The sequence below is a fragment of the Amycolatopsis nigrescens CSC17Ta-90 genome, from assembly GCF_000384315.1.
Taxonomy (GTDB): Bacteria; Actinomycetota; Actinomycetes; order Mycobacteriales; family Pseudonocardiaceae; genus Amycolatopsis; species Amycolatopsis nigrescens.
Window position 1 is genome coordinate 3,418,177 of the sequence record NZ_ARVW01000001.1, and the last position, 17,161, is coordinate 3,435,337.

General features: G+C 71.0%; 15 protein-coding genes. 1 reads left to right on the forward strand and 14 read right to left on the reverse strand.

All coding sequences use genetic code 11. The features are described from left to right. Positions 1 to 33 precede the first annotated feature (33 nt). The 7 genes from AMYNI_RS0115940 to AMYNI_RS0115970 are packed head-to-tail and all read right to left on the reverse strand — an operon-like array spanning position 34 to position 7,050. The gene (locus AMYNI_RS0115940) at positions 34 to 804 is read right to left on the reverse strand and encodes an SDR family NAD(P)-dependent oxidoreductase (protein WP_020669020.1); all 771 of its coding nucleotides are present in this window, start codon (positions 802 to 804) and stop codon (positions 34 to 36) included. Continuing rightward, entirely contained in the window at positions 801 to 2,243 is a 1,443-nt protein-coding gene (locus AMYNI_RS0115945) for an aldehyde dehydrogenase family protein (protein ID WP_020669021.1), read from the reverse strand. Before AMYNI_RS0115945 ends, AMYNI_RS0115940 begins: the two co-directional genes overlap by 4 nt. Next, positions 2,240 to 3,004 carry an ABC transporter ATP-binding protein gene (locus AMYNI_RS0115950; RefSeq protein ID WP_020669022.1) on the reverse strand — a complete coding sequence of 255 codons (765 nt, stop codon included), beginning with the start codon at positions 3,002 to 3,004 and terminating at the stop codon, positions 2,240 to 2,242. The genes AMYNI_RS0115945 and AMYNI_RS0115950 overlap by 4 nt, the downstream gene beginning before the upstream one ends. Beyond that, positions 3,001 to 3,777, reverse strand: coding sequence for an ABC transporter ATP-binding protein (locus AMYNI_RS0115955; protein ID WP_020669023.1), 777 nt, complete (start codon positions 3,775 to 3,777; stop codon positions 3,001 to 3,003). The genes AMYNI_RS0115950 and AMYNI_RS0115955 overlap by 4 nt, the downstream gene beginning before the upstream one ends. Next, the gene (locus AMYNI_RS0115960; RefSeq protein WP_051116329.1) at positions 3,774 to 4,622 is read right to left on the reverse strand and encodes an ABC transporter permease; all 849 of its coding nucleotides are present in this window, start codon (positions 4,620 to 4,622) and stop codon (positions 3,774 to 3,776) included. The genes AMYNI_RS0115955 and AMYNI_RS0115960 overlap by 4 nt, the downstream gene beginning before the upstream one ends. Next, entirely contained in the window at positions 4,619 to 5,563 is a 945-nt protein-coding gene (locus tag AMYNI_RS0115965; RefSeq protein WP_020669025.1) for an ABC transporter permease, read from the reverse strand. Before AMYNI_RS0115965 ends, AMYNI_RS0115960 begins: the two co-directional genes overlap by 4 nt. After that, complete coding sequence (locus AMYNI_RS0115970) at positions 5,560 to 7,050, reverse strand: ABC transporter substrate-binding protein (protein ID WP_020669026.1); 1,491 nt, start codon at positions 7,048 to 7,050, stop codon at positions 5,560 to 5,562. The genes AMYNI_RS0115965 and AMYNI_RS0115970 overlap by 4 nt, the downstream gene beginning before the upstream one ends. 87 nt (positions 7,051 to 7,137) lie before the next feature. Between AMYNI_RS0115970 and AMYNI_RS0115975 the strand changes: the two genes are divergently transcribed. Beyond that, positions 7,138 to 7,881 carry a FadR/GntR family transcriptional regulator gene (locus tag AMYNI_RS0115975; protein WP_020669027.1) on the forward strand — a complete coding sequence of 248 codons (744 nt, stop codon included), beginning with the start codon at positions 7,138 to 7,140 and terminating at the stop codon, positions 7,879 to 7,881. A 72-nt stretch (positions 7,882 to 7,953) separates the two neighbouring features. Here the strand turns inward: AMYNI_RS0115975 and AMYNI_RS0115980 are convergent, their stop codons facing one another. The 7 genes from AMYNI_RS0115980 to AMYNI_RS0116010 form a co-directional block, all read right to left on the reverse strand. Next, positions 7,954 to 9,150 (reverse strand): FAD-dependent oxidoreductase, encoded by a 1,197-nt coding sequence (locus tag AMYNI_RS0115980; protein WP_020669028.1) that lies wholly within the window; start codon positions 9,148 to 9,150, stop codon positions 7,954 to 7,956. A gap of 10 nt (positions 9,151 to 9,160) precedes the next feature. After that, complete coding sequence (locus tag AMYNI_RS0115985; RefSeq protein WP_020669029.1) at positions 9,161 to 9,937, reverse strand: ABC transporter permease; 777 nt, start codon at positions 9,935 to 9,937, stop codon at positions 9,161 to 9,163. Further along, on the reverse strand, positions 9,934 to 10,986 hold the full coding sequence (locus AMYNI_RS0115990) for an ABC transporter ATP-binding protein (RefSeq protein WP_051116330.1): 1,053 nt from the start codon (positions 10,984 to 10,986) through the stop codon (positions 9,934 to 9,936). Before AMYNI_RS0115990 ends, AMYNI_RS0115985 begins: the two co-directional genes overlap by 4 nt. A gap of 175 nt (positions 10,987 to 11,161) precedes the next feature. After that, positions 11,162 to 11,851 (reverse strand): PadR family transcriptional regulator, encoded by a 690-nt coding sequence (locus tag AMYNI_RS0115995; protein ID WP_020669031.1) that lies wholly within the window; start codon positions 11,849 to 11,851, stop codon positions 11,162 to 11,164. Between the two features lie 70 nt (positions 11,852 to 11,921). After that, positions 11,922 to 12,986 (reverse strand): trans-sulfuration enzyme family protein, encoded by a 1,065-nt coding sequence (locus tag AMYNI_RS0116000; RefSeq protein ID WP_020669032.1) that lies wholly within the window; start codon positions 12,984 to 12,986, stop codon positions 11,922 to 11,924. A gap of 19 nt (positions 12,987 to 13,005) precedes the next feature. Next, the gene (locus tag AMYNI_RS0116005; protein WP_084628387.1) at positions 13,006 to 13,983 is read right to left on the reverse strand and encodes an SGNH/GDSL hydrolase family protein; all 978 of its coding nucleotides are present in this window, start codon (positions 13,981 to 13,983) and stop codon (positions 13,006 to 13,008) included. A gap of 11 nt (positions 13,984 to 13,994) precedes the next feature. Next, a complete protein-coding gene (locus AMYNI_RS0116010; RefSeq protein WP_020669034.1) occupies positions 13,995 to 17,150 on the reverse strand; it encodes a penicillin acylase family protein in 3,156 nt (1,051 codons plus the stop codon). Positions 17,151 to 17,161: the final 11 nt, after the last annotated feature.

Below are 17,161 nucleotides of genomic sequence, written 5' to 3' on the forward strand. Positions count from 1 at the left end.
AGTGAAAAACGTTGCTGGAACAACACTTTTCACTCACGAGGCCGGGGGGTCGTAGCGGCCGTCGACCGCGGTCCAGCCGCCGTCCACCGCCAGCACCGACCCGGTCACGAAACTGGCGGCGTCCGAAGCGAGGTAGACCACCGCGCCGGCGAGTTCCTCCGGGCGCGCCCACCGGCCGAGCGCGCTCTTCTCGGCGTACGCCCGGTACCAGCCGGGATTGCTCTTGATCTGCGCGGTGAGCGGGGTTTCCACCACGCCGGGGGCGATCGCGTTCACCCGCACCCCGGCCGGCCCGAACTCCGCGGCGGCGGTGCGGAACAACTGCACCAGCCCGGCTTTGGTCGCCGCGTACACGCCCTGCCCCGGTTCGACGGTGGTTCCGCGGATCGAGGAGAAACCGATGATGCTGCCCCGGCCGCGTGCCACCATGCCGGCCCCGAACGCGCGTACCACCTCGAACGTGGCGCCCAGGTTGAGCCCGACCACCTGGTCGAACTCATCGCGTCGGTAGTCCAACAGCCGCTTGCGCACGTTCATCGCCGCGGTCAGCACCACGATGTCCAGTTCGCCGAAGTCCGCCGCGGCCCGCCGCACGGCGTCGGCGTCGAGCAGGTCGATCCGGTACGAGTCGGCGTCGATCGCCGCCGCGGTCCGTTCGGCGCCGTCGAGATCGCGGTCCGCGCAGACCACGGACGCGCCGTGCGCGGCCAGCGCCAGCGCGGACTCCCGGCCGATCCCGCTGCCCGCGCCGAGCACCACCGCCCGCTTGCCGTCCAGCCGGAACAGGTTCGCGTAGCCGCTCACGGCCGGATCACCGCCATTCTGGTCACGGTCAGCTCCTCCACCGCGAAACGCGGCCCTTCCCGGCCAACGCCGGAGTCCTTCACCCCGCCGTAGGGCATGGTGTCCGAGCGGAACCCGGGCACCTCGTTGATCACCACCCCGCCCACCTCCAGCCGCTCCAGCGCCTGGAACGCGGTGTGCAGCGAACGGCTGAAAACACTCGCGTGCAGCCCGTACCTTGACGCGTTCACCTGCTCGAAAGCACTGTCCACATCGGACACCGTGCGCAGGCAGACGACCGGGGCGAAGATCTCTTCGTGCCAGCAGTCCACCCCGTCCGGCACATCGCCGAGCACGGTCGGCCGCAGGATCCCGTGCTCCACGCCACCGCCGCCGAGCACCTTCGCCCCGGCCGCGACCGCGGCGTCGACCCAGGCGGCGGCCCGTGCCGTGGCGCGTTCGTCGATCAGTGCGGACACCCTGGTGCGCTCGTCGCGCGGATCCCCGACGACCACCTCACCCAGCCTGGCCAGCAACTTCGCGGTGAACTCCGCGGCCACGCGAGCGATCACCAGCACCCGCTGCACCGAAATGCACGCCTGCCCGGACGCGTAGAACCCACCGCGCAGCACCGCGTCCGCGGCGGCGTCCAGGTCGGCGTCCCCGGCGACCACCAGCGCCGCGTTCGAACCGAGCTCCAGCAGCGTCTTGCGCGGGGCGGCGTCGCGAGCGATCCGGCGCCCGACCGCGGCCGAGCCGGTAAAGGACACCGCACCCACCCGCGCGTCGGTGACCAGCGCCGAGCCGACCTCGGCGTCCCCGGTGACCAACTGGACCATCGCGGCCGGCGCGCCGAGCTTCGCGGCCGCCTCCCGCACCAGGTGCACCAGCCAGAGCGTGGCCAACGGGGTCTGCGGCGCGGGCTTGCACACCACCGGGCAGCCGGCCGCGATGGCCGGGGCGATCTTGTGCGACGCCAGCAGCAGCGGGTAGTTGAACCCGGCGATGCCGACCACCACGCCGATCGGGCGGCGGGTCCAGAAGCCGACCAGTCCGTCGCCGGAAGGCAGCAGATCCAGCGGAACCGTCTCGCCGTGCAGCCGGGACACTTCCTCGGCGGCGGCCTGCCAGGTGACGATCGTCCTGGCCACCTCGACCCGGCAGTCCACCAGCGGCTTGCCGGTTTCGGCGACCAGCAGCTCTTCCAGCGACCGGCGCTCCGATTCGAGAGCAGTGCTCACCTCCAGGAGCAGCGCTCTCCTCGTGCGCGAGGGCAGCTCGGCAACCGCGCGGGACACCGCCACGGCTTCGTCCACCGCCAGCCGGGCCTGCGCCGGCGAGCCCACCGGCGCCTCCGCCACCACGCTGCCGTCGTACGGGAAGCGCACCACGGCACTGTCCTCAGTGGACACCCAGTCCGCGCCGATCGGCAACCCCGGCGGATACGGCTGTGCGGTCACGACGCTCCCTTCCGGCGCGCCAGCACGGCGCGCAGCTTCGGCGCGGCCGCGATCAGCTCCCTGGTGTACGGATGATCCGGCCGCTGGTACACCTGCTCTACGTCACCCAGCTCGACGAGCTCTCCCCGGCGCATCACCCCGACCGTGTCGCACACGTGCCGCACCACGGCGAGATCGTGCGAAACGAACACCATGGTCAGCTCGAACCGTTCGACCAGTTCGGCCAGCAGGTCCAGGATCTGCTTGCGCACCGAGACGTCCAGCGCGCTGACCGGCTCGTCCGCGACCAGCACGCTCGGCGCCGGCGCCAGCGCCCGCGCGATCGAGATCCGCTGCCGCTGCCCGCCGGAGAACTGGTGCGGATAGCGCTCCCCCGAGTCGGCGGGCAGGCCGACCGCGTGCAGCAGTTCGCGCACCCGGTCCGCATGCCCGGCGGCCCGGCCGAGCGGCTCGCAGATGATGTCGCGCACCCGCATCCGCGGGTCCAGCGAGCCCATCGGGTCCTGGAAGACGATCTGCAGCTCCTCGCGCAGGAAACCGAGCCGCCGTTCCGGCACCCCGTCGATCCGCTTGCCGCGGAAGGAGATCGAGCCCGCGCTCGGCTGGTCCAGCCCGGCCAGCAGGCGGACCAGGGTGGACTTGCCGGAGCCGGACTCGCCGACGATGCCGAACCGCTGCCCTGCCCGAACGTCGAAGGAGACCCCGCGCAGCGCCTCCACCCCACCCCGGTAGGTACGCCGGAGATCCCGTACCTCGATCATCGAGACCCCTCCAGATCGGACGCCGCCAGCAGCCGCCGGGTGTACTCGTGCCGTGGTGCGCTGAGCACCTCGTACACGTCGCCGGACTCGACGATCCGGCCGTCCAGCAGCACCAGCACCCGATCGCAGACCGACGCGACCACGGCGAGATCGTGCGTGATGAACAACAGCGCGGACCCGCGGGCGGCGGTGCCGGCCAGGATCAGCTCCAGGATCCGCGCCTGCACCGTGACATCCAGCGCGGTGGTCGGCTCGTCGCAGATCAGCAGCTCCGGGTCGCCGGCCAGCGCGATCGCCAGCATCACCCGCTGCCGCTGGCCGCCGGAGAGCTGGTGCGGGTAGGCGCGGGCGGCCTGTTCCGGGTCCGGCAGCTCGACCGCGGCGAGCAGTTCGACCGCCGCCGCTTTCGCCGCGCGCCGGTCCTTGATGCCGTGCAGCACCATCCCTTCGGCGACCTGCCTGCCCACCCGCATCACCGGGTTCAGCGCGGTCATCGGCTCCTGGAACACCATGGACAGCGCCCGCCCGCGCAACCGCGAATAGTCCTTTTCGGACGTTTCCAGCAGCTCCCGGCCGCCGAGCCGGATCGAGCCGCCGGCGGAGAGCCCCTCGGGCAGCAGGCCCATCACCGCGGACGCGGTGAGCGACTTGCCGGAGCCGGACTCGCCGATCAGCCCGACCCGTTCCCCTTTCCCGATGCCGAACGAGATCTCGCGCACCAGCTCCACCGGACCGGACCGCACGGTCAGCTCCGACACTTCGAGCACGCTCATCGCCGCACCTCCAGCCGCGGGTCGAAGCGGTCGCGCAGGCCGTCGCCGAGCAGGTTGAAGCCGAGTACCGCGATCGCGATGGCGATACCCGGCACCAGCGCCAGCCTCGGCTGCACGGTGAGCAGTTCCTGGGACTCCTGCAGCATCCGGCCCCAGGACGGGGTCGGCGGCCTGGTGCCGAAACCGAGAAAGGAGAGCGCTGCTTCGGAGAGCACCGCGATCGCGAAGGACACCGACGACTGCACGATCACCAGCCCGGAGATGTTCGGCAGCACGTGCCGGCGGGCGATGAAGAACCGGGACCGGCCGGCCGAACGCGCCGCGAGCACGTACTCGGTGCTCATCACCTGAAGCGTGCCGGAGCGGGCGATGCGCGCGAAGGAAGGCACGGTGGCGATACCGATCGCGACCATCGCGGTGAGCGTGCTCGCCCCGAACACCGCGCCGAACATGATCGCCAGCAGCAGCGCGGGAAAGGCGAGCACCAGATCGTTGACCCGCATCACGAACTCGCCGAGCCAGCGCTTCGACATGCCGGCCAGCATGCCCAGCGGGGTGCCGACCAGCGCGGCCACCCCGACCGCGACCACACCGACGTAGAGCGTGGTGCGGGCGCCGACCATCAGCTGGCTGGCCACGTCCCGGCCGAATTTGTCGGTGCCGAACAGGTGCTCGCCGCCAGGGCCGAGCAACCGCGCTGACGCGTCCACCTTGAGCGGGTCGTACGGGGTCCACAGGAAGGAGACCAGCGCGACGAGCACGACCAGGCCCACCAGCACCGCCCCGGTCGTGAGTGAAAAGTGTTGCCGGGACAACACTTTCCGCTCACGAGCCAGGCCGCTCATCGCGCACCTCGCAGCCGCGGGTCGATGACCTGGTAGAGCAGGTCCACCAGGAAGTTCACCAGCAACACTCCCGCCACCAGCACCAGCACGATGCCCTGCACCGTGCGCAGATCGCGGGCGGCCACCGAGTCCAGCAGCATGCTGCCGAGGCCGGGCAGCACGAACACCCGTTCCACCACCACCGCGCCGACCAGCAGGGTGGCCAGCTGCAGCCCGAGCACGGTGACCACTGGCACCGCGGCGTTGCGCAGCCCGTGCCGCAGCAGCGCCGGATACGGCCGCAGCCCCTTGGATCTCGCCGTGCGCAGGTAGTCCTGGCCGAGCGTGTCCAGCACCGCCGAACGCACATAGCGGGTCAGCACCGCGCCCTGCACCAGGCCGAGCGACAGCGCGGGCAGGATCAGCCCGCGCAGGAACTCGCCGAAGTCCTGGATCGGCGGGGTCCAGCCGCCCGATGGCAGCCAGCGCAGCTGCACCGCGAACACCTGCACCAGCAGGATCCCGGCCAGGAACGCGGGAATCGCCATGCCCAGCTGCGACAGCCCGGAGATCGCCGCACCACCGGCCCGCCGGTGCCGCACCGCGGCCATCGTGCCGAACGGGACCGCCAGCGCCAGCGCGACCAGCATGCCGGCGCCGACCAGCCACAGGGTGACGCCGAGCCGGTCCAGCAGCTGCGGGCCGATCGGCTCGCCGGTGACGTACGAGCGGCCGAAGTCGCCGGAGAACAGGCCACCCATCCAGTCCAGGTACTGGCTGAGCAGCGACCTGTCCAGGCCGAACTCGGCCCTGGTCCTGGAAAGCAGCTCCGGGGTGGCGTTCACGCCGAGCGCGACCTGGGCCGGGTCGCCGGGCAGCACCGCCATGAAGGCGAACACGATGATCGACGCGGCCAGCAGGCTCACCAGCAGGATCGCGGTCCGGCGCAGCAACTTGCTCATGAGGCGCCGAGCCCGGTCAGGTCGAAGGACTCGCTGACCTGGTTGCGGACCAGCCCGGTCACCTTGGTCTTCGCCACCACCACGTTGGGGAACAGGAAGAGCCAGTCCGCCGCCGCGTCGGCGTTCAACGTCCTCGCCACCTCGCGCATGTCCGCGACCTGCTGCTGCTCGGAACCGGCGTCCGCGGCCGCGAGCAGCTCCCGCACCCGCGGGCTGTCGTAGCCCCAGTAGTAGCCGGGTTTGCCGAACGTGGTGATGTCACGCGCTTCCACGTGCTGCACGATCGACAGGTCGAAATCGTGCTCGGTGAACACCTGCTTGAGCCAGACCGCCGGGAAGTCCAGCGGCTCGATGTTCACCCGCACCCCCACGTCGGCCAGCGCGGACGCGACCACCTGCGCGGACGCCACCGCGTAGGGCAGGTTGGGGATGCGCAGCCGCAGCGAAAGGTCCCGCTGCCCGGCTTCCGCCAGCAGCGCCCTCGCCCGCGCCGGGTCGTACGGGGTAGCCGCGGCGAGGTCCTCGTACCAGGGGTCGGTCGGCGGCACCATGCTGCCGAGCAGGGTGCCGCGGCCGGCCCATGCGGTGTCCAGCAGTGCCCTGCGGTCGATCGCCATGGTCAGCGCGCGGCGCACCCGGACGTCGTTCAGCGGGGCGCGCGCGCCGTTGAACGAAAGCACCACTTCGCTGTTCGTGGTGCCCTGCAGCACGGTGAACCGGGTGTCGCTTTCGAACTGCGGGATGGAGTCCGGCGCGGTGATCGTGGAGATCACGTCGATCCCGTTGCTCAGCAAGGCGTTGTTCAGCGCGGTCGGATCCTTGATGTACTTCAGGTTGACGGTCCGGTATGCGGGTTCGCGGCCCCAGTAGCCGGGGTTGGCGCGCAGCACGATCGAGTCGCCGCGCCGCCGCTGCGCCACCTGGTACGGCCCGGTGCCCACCGCGACATTGGCCAGGTCGGCGACCCCGGTCGGGCTGAACATCGCGCCCACCCTGCTGGTCATGTCGAACAGCCAGCCGTTGCTCGGCTTGGCCAGCACCACCCTGGCGTGCCCGGGGTCCACCACGTCCACCCGCTGCACGACGTCCATTTTGGACTTGAGCGAGATGGTCCAGTCGGTTTTCACCCGGTTGATCGAGAACCGCACGTCCTCGGCGGTGAACGGGGCACCGTTGCTGAACCGCGCGCCGGGCCGGAGCCGGAAGTCGTACACCCGGCGGTCTTCGCTGATCGTCCACGACTCGGCCAGCAGCGGCACGATCCGGCCGTCCGCGTCCAGCTTCACCAGCCCCTCGTAGACGTTGTAGAGCAGCGCCTGCGGGATCGCCGCGCCATCGGTCCTGGTGAAGTCGAAGTTCTGCGGCTCGGCGGCGAAACCGACCGCCAGCGAGGTGCCGTCCTTGGCCACGGTGGCACTGGAACCGGCCGAACAGCCCGCGAGCACGGCGAGCGCGGCCAGTGCGGCCACGCCTTTCCGAGCCTTCATCGAGCCTCCAGATGTCGCTGCGCGCGGTATGCTGGTCCGACCAGTAGCCCAATGTTGCACCCGAGCACGCGACGGTCAAGAGGAGCGATGGAGTTCGAGCCGGTGACCCAGGTGCGCGCCTACGAGCGCGTGGTGGAGCAGATCGAGCAGGCCGTGCTCAGCGGCCGGTTGTCCCCGGGACAACGGCTGCCCAGCGAACGCGACCTGATGGCCCAGTTCCAGGTCAGCCGCTCCACCGTGCGGGAGGCGCTGCGCGTGCTGCAGGCCGGTGCGGTGATCCGGTCCAGGCCAGGTGACCCGCGCGGCCCCGAGGTGCTCTCCGCATCCCCGGCCGCGCTGCACAAGTCCCTGCACCGGCTGGCCATGGCCGATCACCTCGGCCTCGGCGAGCTGCTGCAGTTCCGGATGCTGCTGGAGGGCTCGGCCTACCTGCTCGCGGCCGGCCTCCGCACCGAGGCGCAGCTCGCCGAAATGGAGGCGGCGCTGGCCGAAATGGCCGGCAAGACCGACTACGCCGCGTTCAGCCGGGCCGACTACGCCTTCCACCAGGCGGTCGCCCGCGCCACCGGGAACGCGTTGCTGGTGGTCTGCGGCGAAGTCGTGCGCGAGGTGGCGCTAGGTCTGATCGAGGACAAGCTGGTGCACGCCGAAGACCGGCGCGCGCTGATGCGGTCGTCGCTGGAGCACCACCGGGAGGTGCTGCGGGCGGTCCGCGAACGCGACGGGGCGCGCGCCTGCCGGCTCGGCAGGCGCGCGCTGTACGACTACTACGCGGAGTACGTCCCCGCCGCCGAGCGCGCCAAGCTCGTCCCCCTCCTCGACCAGCTCTGAGATGGGGGCATGCGAGGCTTTTTGCGCATGCCCCCATCGATCGGGTGCGGGTGTCCCGCAAGATTCTGACCGCTACACCCGGGCGTCGAAGTCGATGCGGTGGCCGGTGATCCAGGCCATCGAGCCCGGTTTGGCGAGGTACTTCAGCACCACCGGCATCATCGCGTGCATCAGCATCCGGCCGACCGGCCCGGCCGCCTTGGAGCGGTTGACCTGCTGCGCGCCGCGGTGGATCCGCGCCACCCTTTCCTCGCGCAGCCCCTGGAACGCGGCGAACGCGGCCACCGGATCCGGCCGGTCGCGCAGGCAGCGCGCCAGCTCCAAGGCGTCCTCGATGGCCAGCGACGCCCCCTGTCCGGAGCTCGGCGACGTCACGTGCGCCGCGTCGCCGATCAGCACCGACCGGCCGCGATACCACCGCCGTGGCGCGGCCAGCTGGTGCATCGGGTCGAACACGACCTCCCCCGGGGTGGCCTCGATGATCCGGTTGAGCAGCGGCATGTCCGGCTCGAACAGCCCCAGCAGCCGCTGTTTCCAGCCGTCCCGCGGGAACGGTGCGACGCCCTCCGGTCCGGGGCCCTTCGGCCAGCGGACGTTCGCGAACCACCACACCTCGCCGTCCCCGGCCGGGACATAACCGAAGAACGCCCGCTTGCCGAACACCATGTGGAAGGTCCCCGGCGTGCCGTGCGGGCCGGACAGCTCGACGCCGGACGCGAAACCGCCGCCGCCGAGAATGCCGACGTACTGCTGCTTCGGCGCGTCCGGGAAGAGCTTCGCGCGCACCGTGGAACGCATGCCGTCCGCGGCGATCAGCAGGTCACCGCTGGCGGAACCGCCGTCCGCGAACTCCGCGACCACCTTGCCGCCGTGCTCGGTGAGCCCGGTCAGCCGCTTGCCGTGCGCCACCGGCAGCTCCCGGCGCAGCACCTCCTCGTGCAGCGCCGCGTACACGTCGGCACGCCGGATCATCACGCTCACCGTGCTGTCTGTGTCGGCTGTGACATCCAGGTCGTCCATCAGCAGCCGGCCGCGACCGGTCCACATCGCCGACCGCGGGGTGGCGATCCCGGCCGCCTTGATCCCCTCGTGCGCGCCGAGCAGCCGCAGCGCGTCCAGCCCGTTGGTGGACATCCCCATGGTCGCGCCGACGTCGTGCGCGGTGCCTTCGTATGCCTCGTAGATGGTCGATTCGATGCCGACCTTCCGCAGCGCCATCGCCGCCGCCGGACCGCCGATACCCGCCCCGATGATCAGTGCTTTGGTCATCGCAAACCCCTCAAGCCGACCGCTGGTAGGAGCGGAACGCGCGGGTGGCCAGCCAGCACATCAGCACGGCCAGTCCCAGCAGCAGGGCACCGCGGCCGAGCACGACCGACCAGTCCGGCTGCGCGCCGAGCGCCTGCCTGGCGGCCACCGCGGCCCAGTCCACCGGGTTGAACCGCGCGACGTCGGACACCCAGGCCGGCATCAGCGCGGGCGCCATCATCACCGAGGACAGGAAGACCAGCGGCAGGGTGAGGAACTGCGAGATCCCGATCAGCGCCTCCTGCTGGCGCATCAGCAGCGCGAGCGCGTTCGACAGCGCGGCGAAGGTGACCGAAAGCAGCACCGCCGCCGCCAGCACGACCAGCACCCCGGCCAGTCCGCCTTCGTAGCGCGCGCCGGAGAGCAGACCGACGCCGAACACGATCAGCGACTGCACCACCGAGGTCAGCGCCTGGTACAGCACCGAGCCGGTGATCAGCGCGGCCCGGCTGACCGGGGAGGTGAGGTTGCGGTCCATCACCCCGCGCTCCATGTCCTCGATGAACGAGGTGCCGCTCCAGCCGGCCGTCATCATCGCGGTCATCACGATCACGCCGGGGGTCAGGTATGCGATGTAGGACTCCGCGCCGAACCCCGGCAGCTCGGCGATCCGCTTGAACAGCTGGCCGAACAGCAGCAGCCAGACCATCGGCTGCACCAGGGTGAACAGCAGGTACGCCGGCTGCCGCGACACCGTCCGCAGCGCGCGCAGGGTGAGCAGCCCGGAATGCGAGACGAGCGTGGTCATGCCGCCACCTCTTCCTTCGCCACGTCCGCGGCACCGAAGGAACGGCCGGCGTAGCGCAGGTACACGTCGTCCAGCGACGGCCTGGCCACGGTCACCGACTTCAGCTCGACCCCGGCGTCCTCCAGCGCGGCCAGCAGGCCGGGCAGGGTCGCCGCGCCACCGGTCACCCTGGCCCGCAGCGTGCCCGTTTCCGTACTGTCCACTGTGGACGCAGGGTTCGCATGGACCTGGCGGACCCCCGGCACCGCGGCGAGCACCCGGCAGGCCCGCGCCCGCTGGTCCGCGCCGGCGACCTCGGCCTGCACGGTGTCGCCGTCCAGCCCGCTCTTCAGCTCGTCCGGGCTGCCGGCCGCGACCACCGCGCCGCGGTCCACGATCACCAGCCGCGAAGCGAGCTTGTCGGCCTCGTCCAGGTAATGCGTGGTGAGCAGCACGGTCAGCCCGTCGTCGGTGGCCAGCCGCGAGATCTCCGCCCACATGTCGGCCCTGGCCTCCGGGTCGAGGCCGGTGGTCGGCTCGTCCAGGAACAGCACCCGCGGGCGGTGCAGCAGCCCCATCGCCACGTCGAGCTTGCGCTGCATCCCGCCGGACCACTTGCCGGCCCGCCGGTTCGCCGCGCCGGCCAGGCCGAACCGCTCGAGCAGCTCGTCCGCGCGGGCCCGAGCGTCCCGGCCGCCCATGCCGTGGATCCTGGCCTGCAGCACCAGGTTCTCCCGGCCAGTGCCGATCGGGTCGAAGGCGGGCTTCTGCGACACGTAACCGATCGCCCGGCGCACCCGGCCTGGATGGCGCCGGACGTCGATCCCGGCGACGGTGGCTTCGCCGGTATCCGGACGCGACAGGGTGGTCAGGATCTTGACCGTGCTGGACTTGCCGGCCCCGTTCGGGCCGAGCAGGCCGAAGACCGAGCCGGACGGCACCGAAAAGCTCAGGCCGTCCAGTGCGCGGACCGATTTTTCGCCCTTGCCGTAGGTCTTGACCAGGTTGACGGCCGTGATGGCCGCCCCTGTTTCGAACACGCCTTTTTCGGACACGCCTTTTTCAGACATGGTGGTACCCCTTCTCCGTGCTGGATGAAGGAGCCGACCGGCCGCGCACTGGTTCTGCATTACCCTTGCGGTTGCAGGCGCGCTTCGAGCGAGCAGTCCCGCGCGGACGGCGACTCCTGGTGTGTCGAATGGCCTCTGGCCGCGGTGCGCCAACACCGCGGCCAGAGGCCGCTTTTCACGGGTGTTCGGAATCGAGCTGGTCGAGCCAGCTCATCTCCTCCTTGAACTCTTCGGTCAGCACCGCGACCACCTCCTCCGGGGACGCCCCGGAGGCACGCAGGTCGTGCTGCCGCTGCCAGGCCCGCAGGCCGGGGAACTCGCCGGAGCGCAGTTCCTCGAGCAGGCCGCGGATGAACTCGATCTCGGCGCCCAGCAGTGCCTGCTGGAACTCGGTCTCGATCAGGAACAGCCGGGGAAACCGGCCCGGCGCCTGCGCGAGCAGGCCGTCGTGCTTCTTCTTGTTGAGCACCTGGGTTCGCAGCCTGATCTCCAGCAGTCGGATCACCTCGTCCGGCGGGAGGATCGGCATCAGCGACAGCGCGGCCTCGAACTGGGTGAACTCCTTGGCCGGGTGGGCCATCAGGTCGCTCAGCCAGTCCGTCATCTCGGTGGCCCCGGCGTCGGTGATCCGGTAGATCGTGCGTTCCGGCCGCTTCCCCTCGCGGACGGTCTCCTGCGCCTCGACCAGCCCGCGCTTCCGCAACGACTCGACCACCGAGTACAGCGAGCCGTAGTTCAGCTTGATGCTGTCTTCCTTGTGCCGTTCGCGCAGCGTGCCGGACATCTCGTAGGGATGCATCGGGCGCTCGTAGACCAGCGTGAGCACGGCGAGTGCCAGCGGGTTCGCCCGCCCTCGTCTCGCCATCGAAACCACCCCTCGTCGAGCCTCGAACTCAAATACTCGACTTCGAGTATCAGGAGTTGAGTGTTCGGTGTCAAGCGGCTTCGAGCGCCTGCCGGAGGTCGCGCCAGAGGTCGTCCGGGTCCTCCAGGCCGACGCTGAACCGGACCAGCCCGGCCGGCACGTGCTCGTCACCGGCCAGCGCGGCCCGGCGTTCGACCAGGCTCTCCACGCCGCCGACGCTGGTGGCGTGCCGGATCAGCCGCAGCCCGCGGCAAAGCCGGTCCGCGGGCTCGGCCCCGGCCAGCTCGAACGCGACCATCACCCCGTCCCCGGGATAGCGGACCCTGGTCACCGCCGGATGGCCGGCCAGCCGCTCGGCGAGCAGCGCGGCCGTGCGCGACTGCTCGGCCAGCCGGACCGGCAGCGTGCGCAGCCCGCGCAGGGCCAGCCACGCCTCCAGCGCCCCCGGAGTTGCGCCGTTGCGGGCGCGGGCGTCCCGCAACTCGCCTGCCAGCGCCTTGTCCGCGGTCACGGTCAGCCCGAGCAGCAGGTCGCTATGCCCACCGATCAGCTTGGTGGCGCTGTGCACCACCACGTCCGCACCGAGGTTCAGCGGCTGCTGGCCGAGCGGGGTGGCGAAGGTGTTGTCCACCACCACCGTCGGCTTCTCCCGCTGGGTTGCGGCCGCGGCCGCAACCGCCTTGATGTCGATCAGGTCCAGGGTCGGGTTGGTCGGCGACTCCAGCCAGAGCAGCCGAACCTGCGCCGCCGCGACCGTCCAGGCATCGGTGTCCACCGGCTCGATCCGCCGCACCCGGAGCCGCCCGGCCCGTTCGGCGTGCTCCAGCAGCCCTCTGGTGCCGGCATAGCTGAACCGCGGGACGGCGACCTCGGCGCCGACCGGCAGCAGGTCGAACACGGCGGCGGCGGTGGCGATGCCGGAGGCGAAGGCGGTGGCCCGGCCGCCTTCCAGCGCGCCGACCGCCTCCTCCAGCGCCTCCCAGGTCTGAGTGCCGTTGTTGCGCGAGTAGGCCCGTTCGCCGTTCCCGTCGAAGTTGCTCGCCGCGACGATCGGCACGTTCAGCGGTTCGCCGTCGCCGTGCGGGCGGCCGGCGGCTACCGCACGGGTACGCGGTGACCAGTCGTTTTCATCCACCCGATCACGGTAATACCGATCAGCCGCGCAGCAGCTCGGCCACCTTCGCCGGATCGGCCGTTGGCTCGGTGGCGGTGCTCGCCGGAGCCTGCCGTCCGGGTATCGCGGACCGTCCGGTGAGTTCGAGCTGGATCAGCCCGGCCACACCGGTCATGCCCGCCTTGCGCGGGTGGTAGGGCGCGGCGCCGAACAGGTCGAGGTCCTTGCCCTGGATCCACGCGGCCCCACCGGTCGCGCAGGCGTCGTGCCCGAGCGAAGGACCGTAGGTGTCCACGAACGTGGTGTCGCCGTCCGCGGCCGCGGCGTCCGCGAGTGCCGCGTTCAGCGCCTGCTCCACACTGTCCAGCCAGCGCAGGTCACCGTCCGCGAAGGGCAGGACGTCCGGGCAGTAGCCGCTCGGCGGCGCGATCCGCGGGTAGCCGACCAGCAGCACCTTCGCCGCCGGCGAGCGCTCGTGGATACCGCGCAGCACCTCGGTGACCCTGGCCCTGGTCAGGGTGAGCCGCTGCTTCATCGTGTCCACACCGTCCACTGTGTACAGATCGCGGCACGGCGAGCCGACCGGGTTCTCCGCGGTCAGCTCCGGGCAGGTGCCGACCAGCTCACCGAACACCCCGGAGTCGTTGCCGCCGATGCCCACGGTGACCAGGTCGGTCTCCGGGGTGAGCGCGTCGAACTGTGGGGCCGCGGAACCGAGCGCGAAGGACGCGGTGGGCACCGGCTGCGGTCCGGTCATGTTCGTGGTGTCCGCCGAACTGCAGCTCGCGTCGGTGTACTCGCCGACGTCCAGGCTGTCCGCGAGCCAGGCGGGATAGCTGTTCGTGGAAGCGAAGCAGAGCAGTTTGTCCAGCCGTGGCCACGGCACCAGCGGGCCGGCGGTGTAGGAGTCGCCGAGCGCCACGTAGTGCTCGTACCGCAGCGGCTCGGCGGCAGCGGTACCGGCCAGCACGGCCGTCCCCATCGTCAACGCCATGACGAACGCGGCAGTCCTCTTCATCGGCGCTCCCCCTAGTTTTCGTAGACTTCGAACTCGTAGAGCGAGTAGCCGTATCCGGTTCCGCGCTGCACTCCGGCCATCCGCACGAACCGCGCGTCCGTGGCCGCGAAGGTGACGTTGTCCACCCCGCCGTTGCCGTCCACAATGGACTTCACATCCCGCCAGGTGCTGCCGTCGGCGGAGGTCTGGATCCGGTACGCCTTGCCGTAGGCGGCTTCCCAGCGCAGCACCGTCCTGGCCACCCGGCGCACCGAGCCGAGGTCCACGGTGATCGACTGCTCGTCGCTCCAGTCGCTGGCCCAGCGGGTGCCGCGGTCGCCGTCCACCGCCTTCGACGGCGGCGAGTCGAACCAGCCGCGCTCGTAGCTGCTCGCCTGCGCGGTCCGGCCCGCCGACAGGTTGGCCACGTTCGCCCCGCGTTTCGCCGGGAACTCGACGACCTGCTGGTAGGTCGGCCGGTTCTGGGTGCTGATCTTGTCCTGGGCGATCCCGCCGAGCGGCCGGTGGATCACGCTGTCCAGGCACCACTGGTCGCCCGCCGAACAGTCCGCATCGGCCGGGTAGACCTCGGAGATCGGCTGCGCGGCCGCCTGGGTCAGCGAGTCCGCGAGCAGCTGACGGCACCGGCCGAGATCGCCGGCGCCGCAGAACTTCGCACCGAGCGGCCCGTCCACGCTGTCCCCGAGCACGGCCCGGATGTCCTTGTGCACGAACCCCCACCAGCCGTGCTGGTACGCAGAACCGGCGTGCGGGGTGCCGGCCCGTTGACCCGGCTCCGCCTGTCCGAATCCGGACGGAGTCTCGTTGATCTGCAGCACCCCGGTCATCGCCTTGAACGCCGCGTCGCCCATCCCGGGCTGGAACTCGGCCTTCACCAGCAACGGCCACCAGGCGTCCATGATCTTGATCGCGTCCGGGTGGGCATAGGACTTGCTGCCGGGACTGGTCTCCGCTCGCTGCGCGCCGGCGGACCGCCATTCCTTCAGCTTCGCCACCGCCGCCGCGACGGGCGCGGGCAGCTGTGCGCCGTCGAGCACCCGCAGCAGCTCGGGCAGCACCTTCTCGGCGCGGAGGTCGGCCAGCGCGGCGTCCGCCATCGCCTTGGTCAGGTTCACCCGGTTCGCCTTGCCGCCGGCCAGTATCTCCTTGACCCGCCGGTCCAGCAGGTCGCCGCGGTGCACCGAGGACTTGTCCGCGCCGGCCGCCGCGTAACCCTTGGCCTGCGCGTTGTTCCAGCTGATGTAGTAGTCCTGGTTGATCGAGGCCGGATGTTCCGCCATCGGCGTGTATGCCGCCCGGTTGCCATCCGGATTCCAGCCCTGCCAGTCGAAACCGGCGTCCGCCCGCACCGGCATGTTCGGGTCCACGGCAGGGTTGCGCATCGGGTTCGCGCCCGAGTTGTAGTACGCCGTGTCATTGGCGTCGGCGTAGAACCAGTTGAAGGTGTAGTTGATCTCGTGCGCGGCGCGCTGGAAGTCCTGTGCGGATTTGATCGCGTCCGGGTCGTTGAACTGCTGGAAGCCGATGATCGAGTCGATCTCGTGGAAGTAGCTGGACCGCAGCGCGGCGTAGGCCACCGGTTTGCCGTCCACCAGTGCGCGATGGGTGACCGGACCGTACTTCGTCCGGTAGCTGCGCAGGGTGTAGGAGCCGGCCGGGGTGCCGTCGGCGACGGTCGGCTTCCAGGCGTTCTTCCGCTCCACGGTGTCCATCGGCAGGCACTGGCCGCGGAAGCGGTAGAAGTCGCTCTCCTTGGTGGCCGGCGCACCGCTCGGGTCGCACAGCTCCACCGCGTAGGAGTCGATGATGTCCTGCGCCGAGGTGGTCGCGCTCCACGAGTAGTCCTGGCCGCGGCCGAGCAGCACGTACATGCTCACCCCGGCGAAGGACGCGCCGCGGGCGCTGATGCCGGGGCCCTGCAGCTCCTGCAACATCAGCAGCTGCGGCGCGAAGTACCCGGTCTGCGGGCCGAACACGGCCACCGGGTGCCCGCTTTCGGTGTTGCGCCCGGACACCAGCAGCGCGTTGGACATGCCCTTCTGCTGGACCTGCGGCACGGCATCCCCGTCGCTGCCCGCGGCCGAACCGGTCTGGTCGAACACCAGCTGCTGGCCGGTCACCGTGGCCGGCTCGGGCAGCGCCGCGCCCTGCGGGTTCGCCGGCGTCTGTCCATAGCGGAAGGTCTGCCCGTCGTGCAGGGTGCGCACCGTCTCCGGATCGTCCGCGGAACGCAGGCTCTGCCAGACCTTCTCGCCTTCTTCGACGCCGTAGCGCTCCTGCATGGCGAGTTTGGCGACCGCGTTCTGCACCTCGCCGCCACCGCCTCCGCCGAACTGCGCGCCGATCACGGCGGCGAGCACGACCAGGTCGGTCGGCTTGAAGGGATCGATCTTCCCCGCGTTGGTGATCGCGTCCACGTGCCCGGTCAGCACGTACTCGCCGGGGAAATAGCGGCCGCTGTGCGATTCGGTGATGTACTGGTTGATTCCGTCCACATAGGACTTCGCGTCGGCGAGCCCCTGCGCGCCGCGCGGCCCGCTCGCGGCCACCGTGTCGATCTGCTGCTGGAGCTCCTGCTCGGTGTACGGGGCGGCGGCGAAGAACTGCTGTTCCAGCCCGCGGTTGCCCTCGGCGCCGCCGGCGAACGGGGTCAGCTGGCCGCGCCCGACGTGCCGCAGCACGTCCATCAGCCACAGCCGGTCCTGCGCGGCCGCGTAGCCGGCGCCGAACTCGGTGCCGGCGCGGGTGGTGCCCTGGATGTGCGGCACGCCGGTCGCCTTGTCCCTGGTGATGGTGACGTCGGCGCGTGGCCGGTGCACGCTCTGGACCTGGTCCGCAGGCACGCCGAAGGAGGCGTCGTTGAAGAACTCGCCGATGGTCTCGGTGGTCAGGCCGCGGTAGCCGGAGCCCAGTGCGGCGTACTTGCCGAGCTGGTCCGCGGCATGCGCCGGGCGGGTGCCGACCGCCTTGTGCGCCAGGATGTCGGCCAGCGTCGCGTTGCCGTTCTGGCCGGGCGGCAGGATGTCGTTGCACTGGCCGACGCAGTAGTCGTCCACCGCCGCCGTGGCCGCGGCCGGGGCGGCACTCGCGGTGGGCACCACCACCGCGGAGAGCAACAGGGCCGGCAGGGCCATCGTCGCGGTCAGGGTCCGGAACCTTCGTGGCATCGCCCAGCGCT

What these genes read in the sequence shown, in the direction of transcription:
- AMYNI_RS0115950 (WP_020669022.1), bottom strand. Translation starts at nt 3,004, where the DNA reads ATGATCGAGGTACGGGATCTCCGGCGTACCTACCGGGGTGGGGTGGAG.
- AMYNI_RS0115955 (WP_020669023.1), bottom strand. Translation starts at nt 3,777, where the DNA reads ATGAGCGTGCTCGAAGTGTCGGAGCTGACCGTGCGGTCCGGTCCGGTG.
- AMYNI_RS0115960 (WP_051116329.1), bottom strand. Translation starts at nt 4,622, where the DNA reads ATGAGCGGCCTGGCTCGTGAGCGGAAAGTGTTGTCCCGGCAACACTTT.
- AMYNI_RS0115965 (WP_020669025.1), bottom strand. Translation starts at nt 5,563, where the DNA reads ATGAGCAAGTTGCTGCGCCGGACCGCGATCCTGCTGGTGAGCCTGCTG.
- AMYNI_RS0115970 (WP_020669026.1), bottom strand. Translation starts at nt 7,050, where the DNA reads ATGAAGGCTCGGAAAGGCGTGGCCGCACTGGCCGCGCTCGCCGTGCTC.
- AMYNI_RS0115975 (WP_020669027.1), top strand. Translation starts at nt 7,138, where the DNA reads ATGGAGTTCGAGCCGGTGACCCAGGTGCGCGCCTACGAGCGCGTGGTG.
- AMYNI_RS0115980 (WP_020669028.1), bottom strand. Translation starts at nt 9,150, where the DNA reads ATGACCAAAGCACTGATCATCGGGGCGGGTATCGGCGGTCCGGCGGCG.
- AMYNI_RS0115985 (WP_020669029.1), bottom strand. Translation starts at nt 9,937, where the DNA reads ATGACCACGCTCGTCTCGCATTCCGGGCTGCTCACCCTGCGCGCGCTG.
- AMYNI_RS0115990 (WP_051116330.1), bottom strand. Translation starts at nt 10,986, where the DNA reads ATGTCTGAAAAAGGCGTGTCCGAAAAAGGCGTGTTCGAAACAGGGGCG.
- AMYNI_RS0115995 (WP_020669031.1), bottom strand. Translation starts at nt 11,851, where the DNA reads ATGGCGAGACGAGGGCGGGCGAACCCGCTGGCACTCGCCGTGCTCACG.
- AMYNI_RS0116005 (WP_084628387.1), bottom strand. Translation starts at nt 13,983, where the DNA reads ATGAAGAGGACTGCCGCGTTCGTCATGGCGTTGACGATGGGGACGGCC.
- AMYNI_RS0116010 (WP_020669034.1), bottom strand. Translation starts at nt 17,150, where the DNA reads ATGCCACGAAGGTTCCGGACCCTGACCGCGACGATGGCCCTGCCGGCC.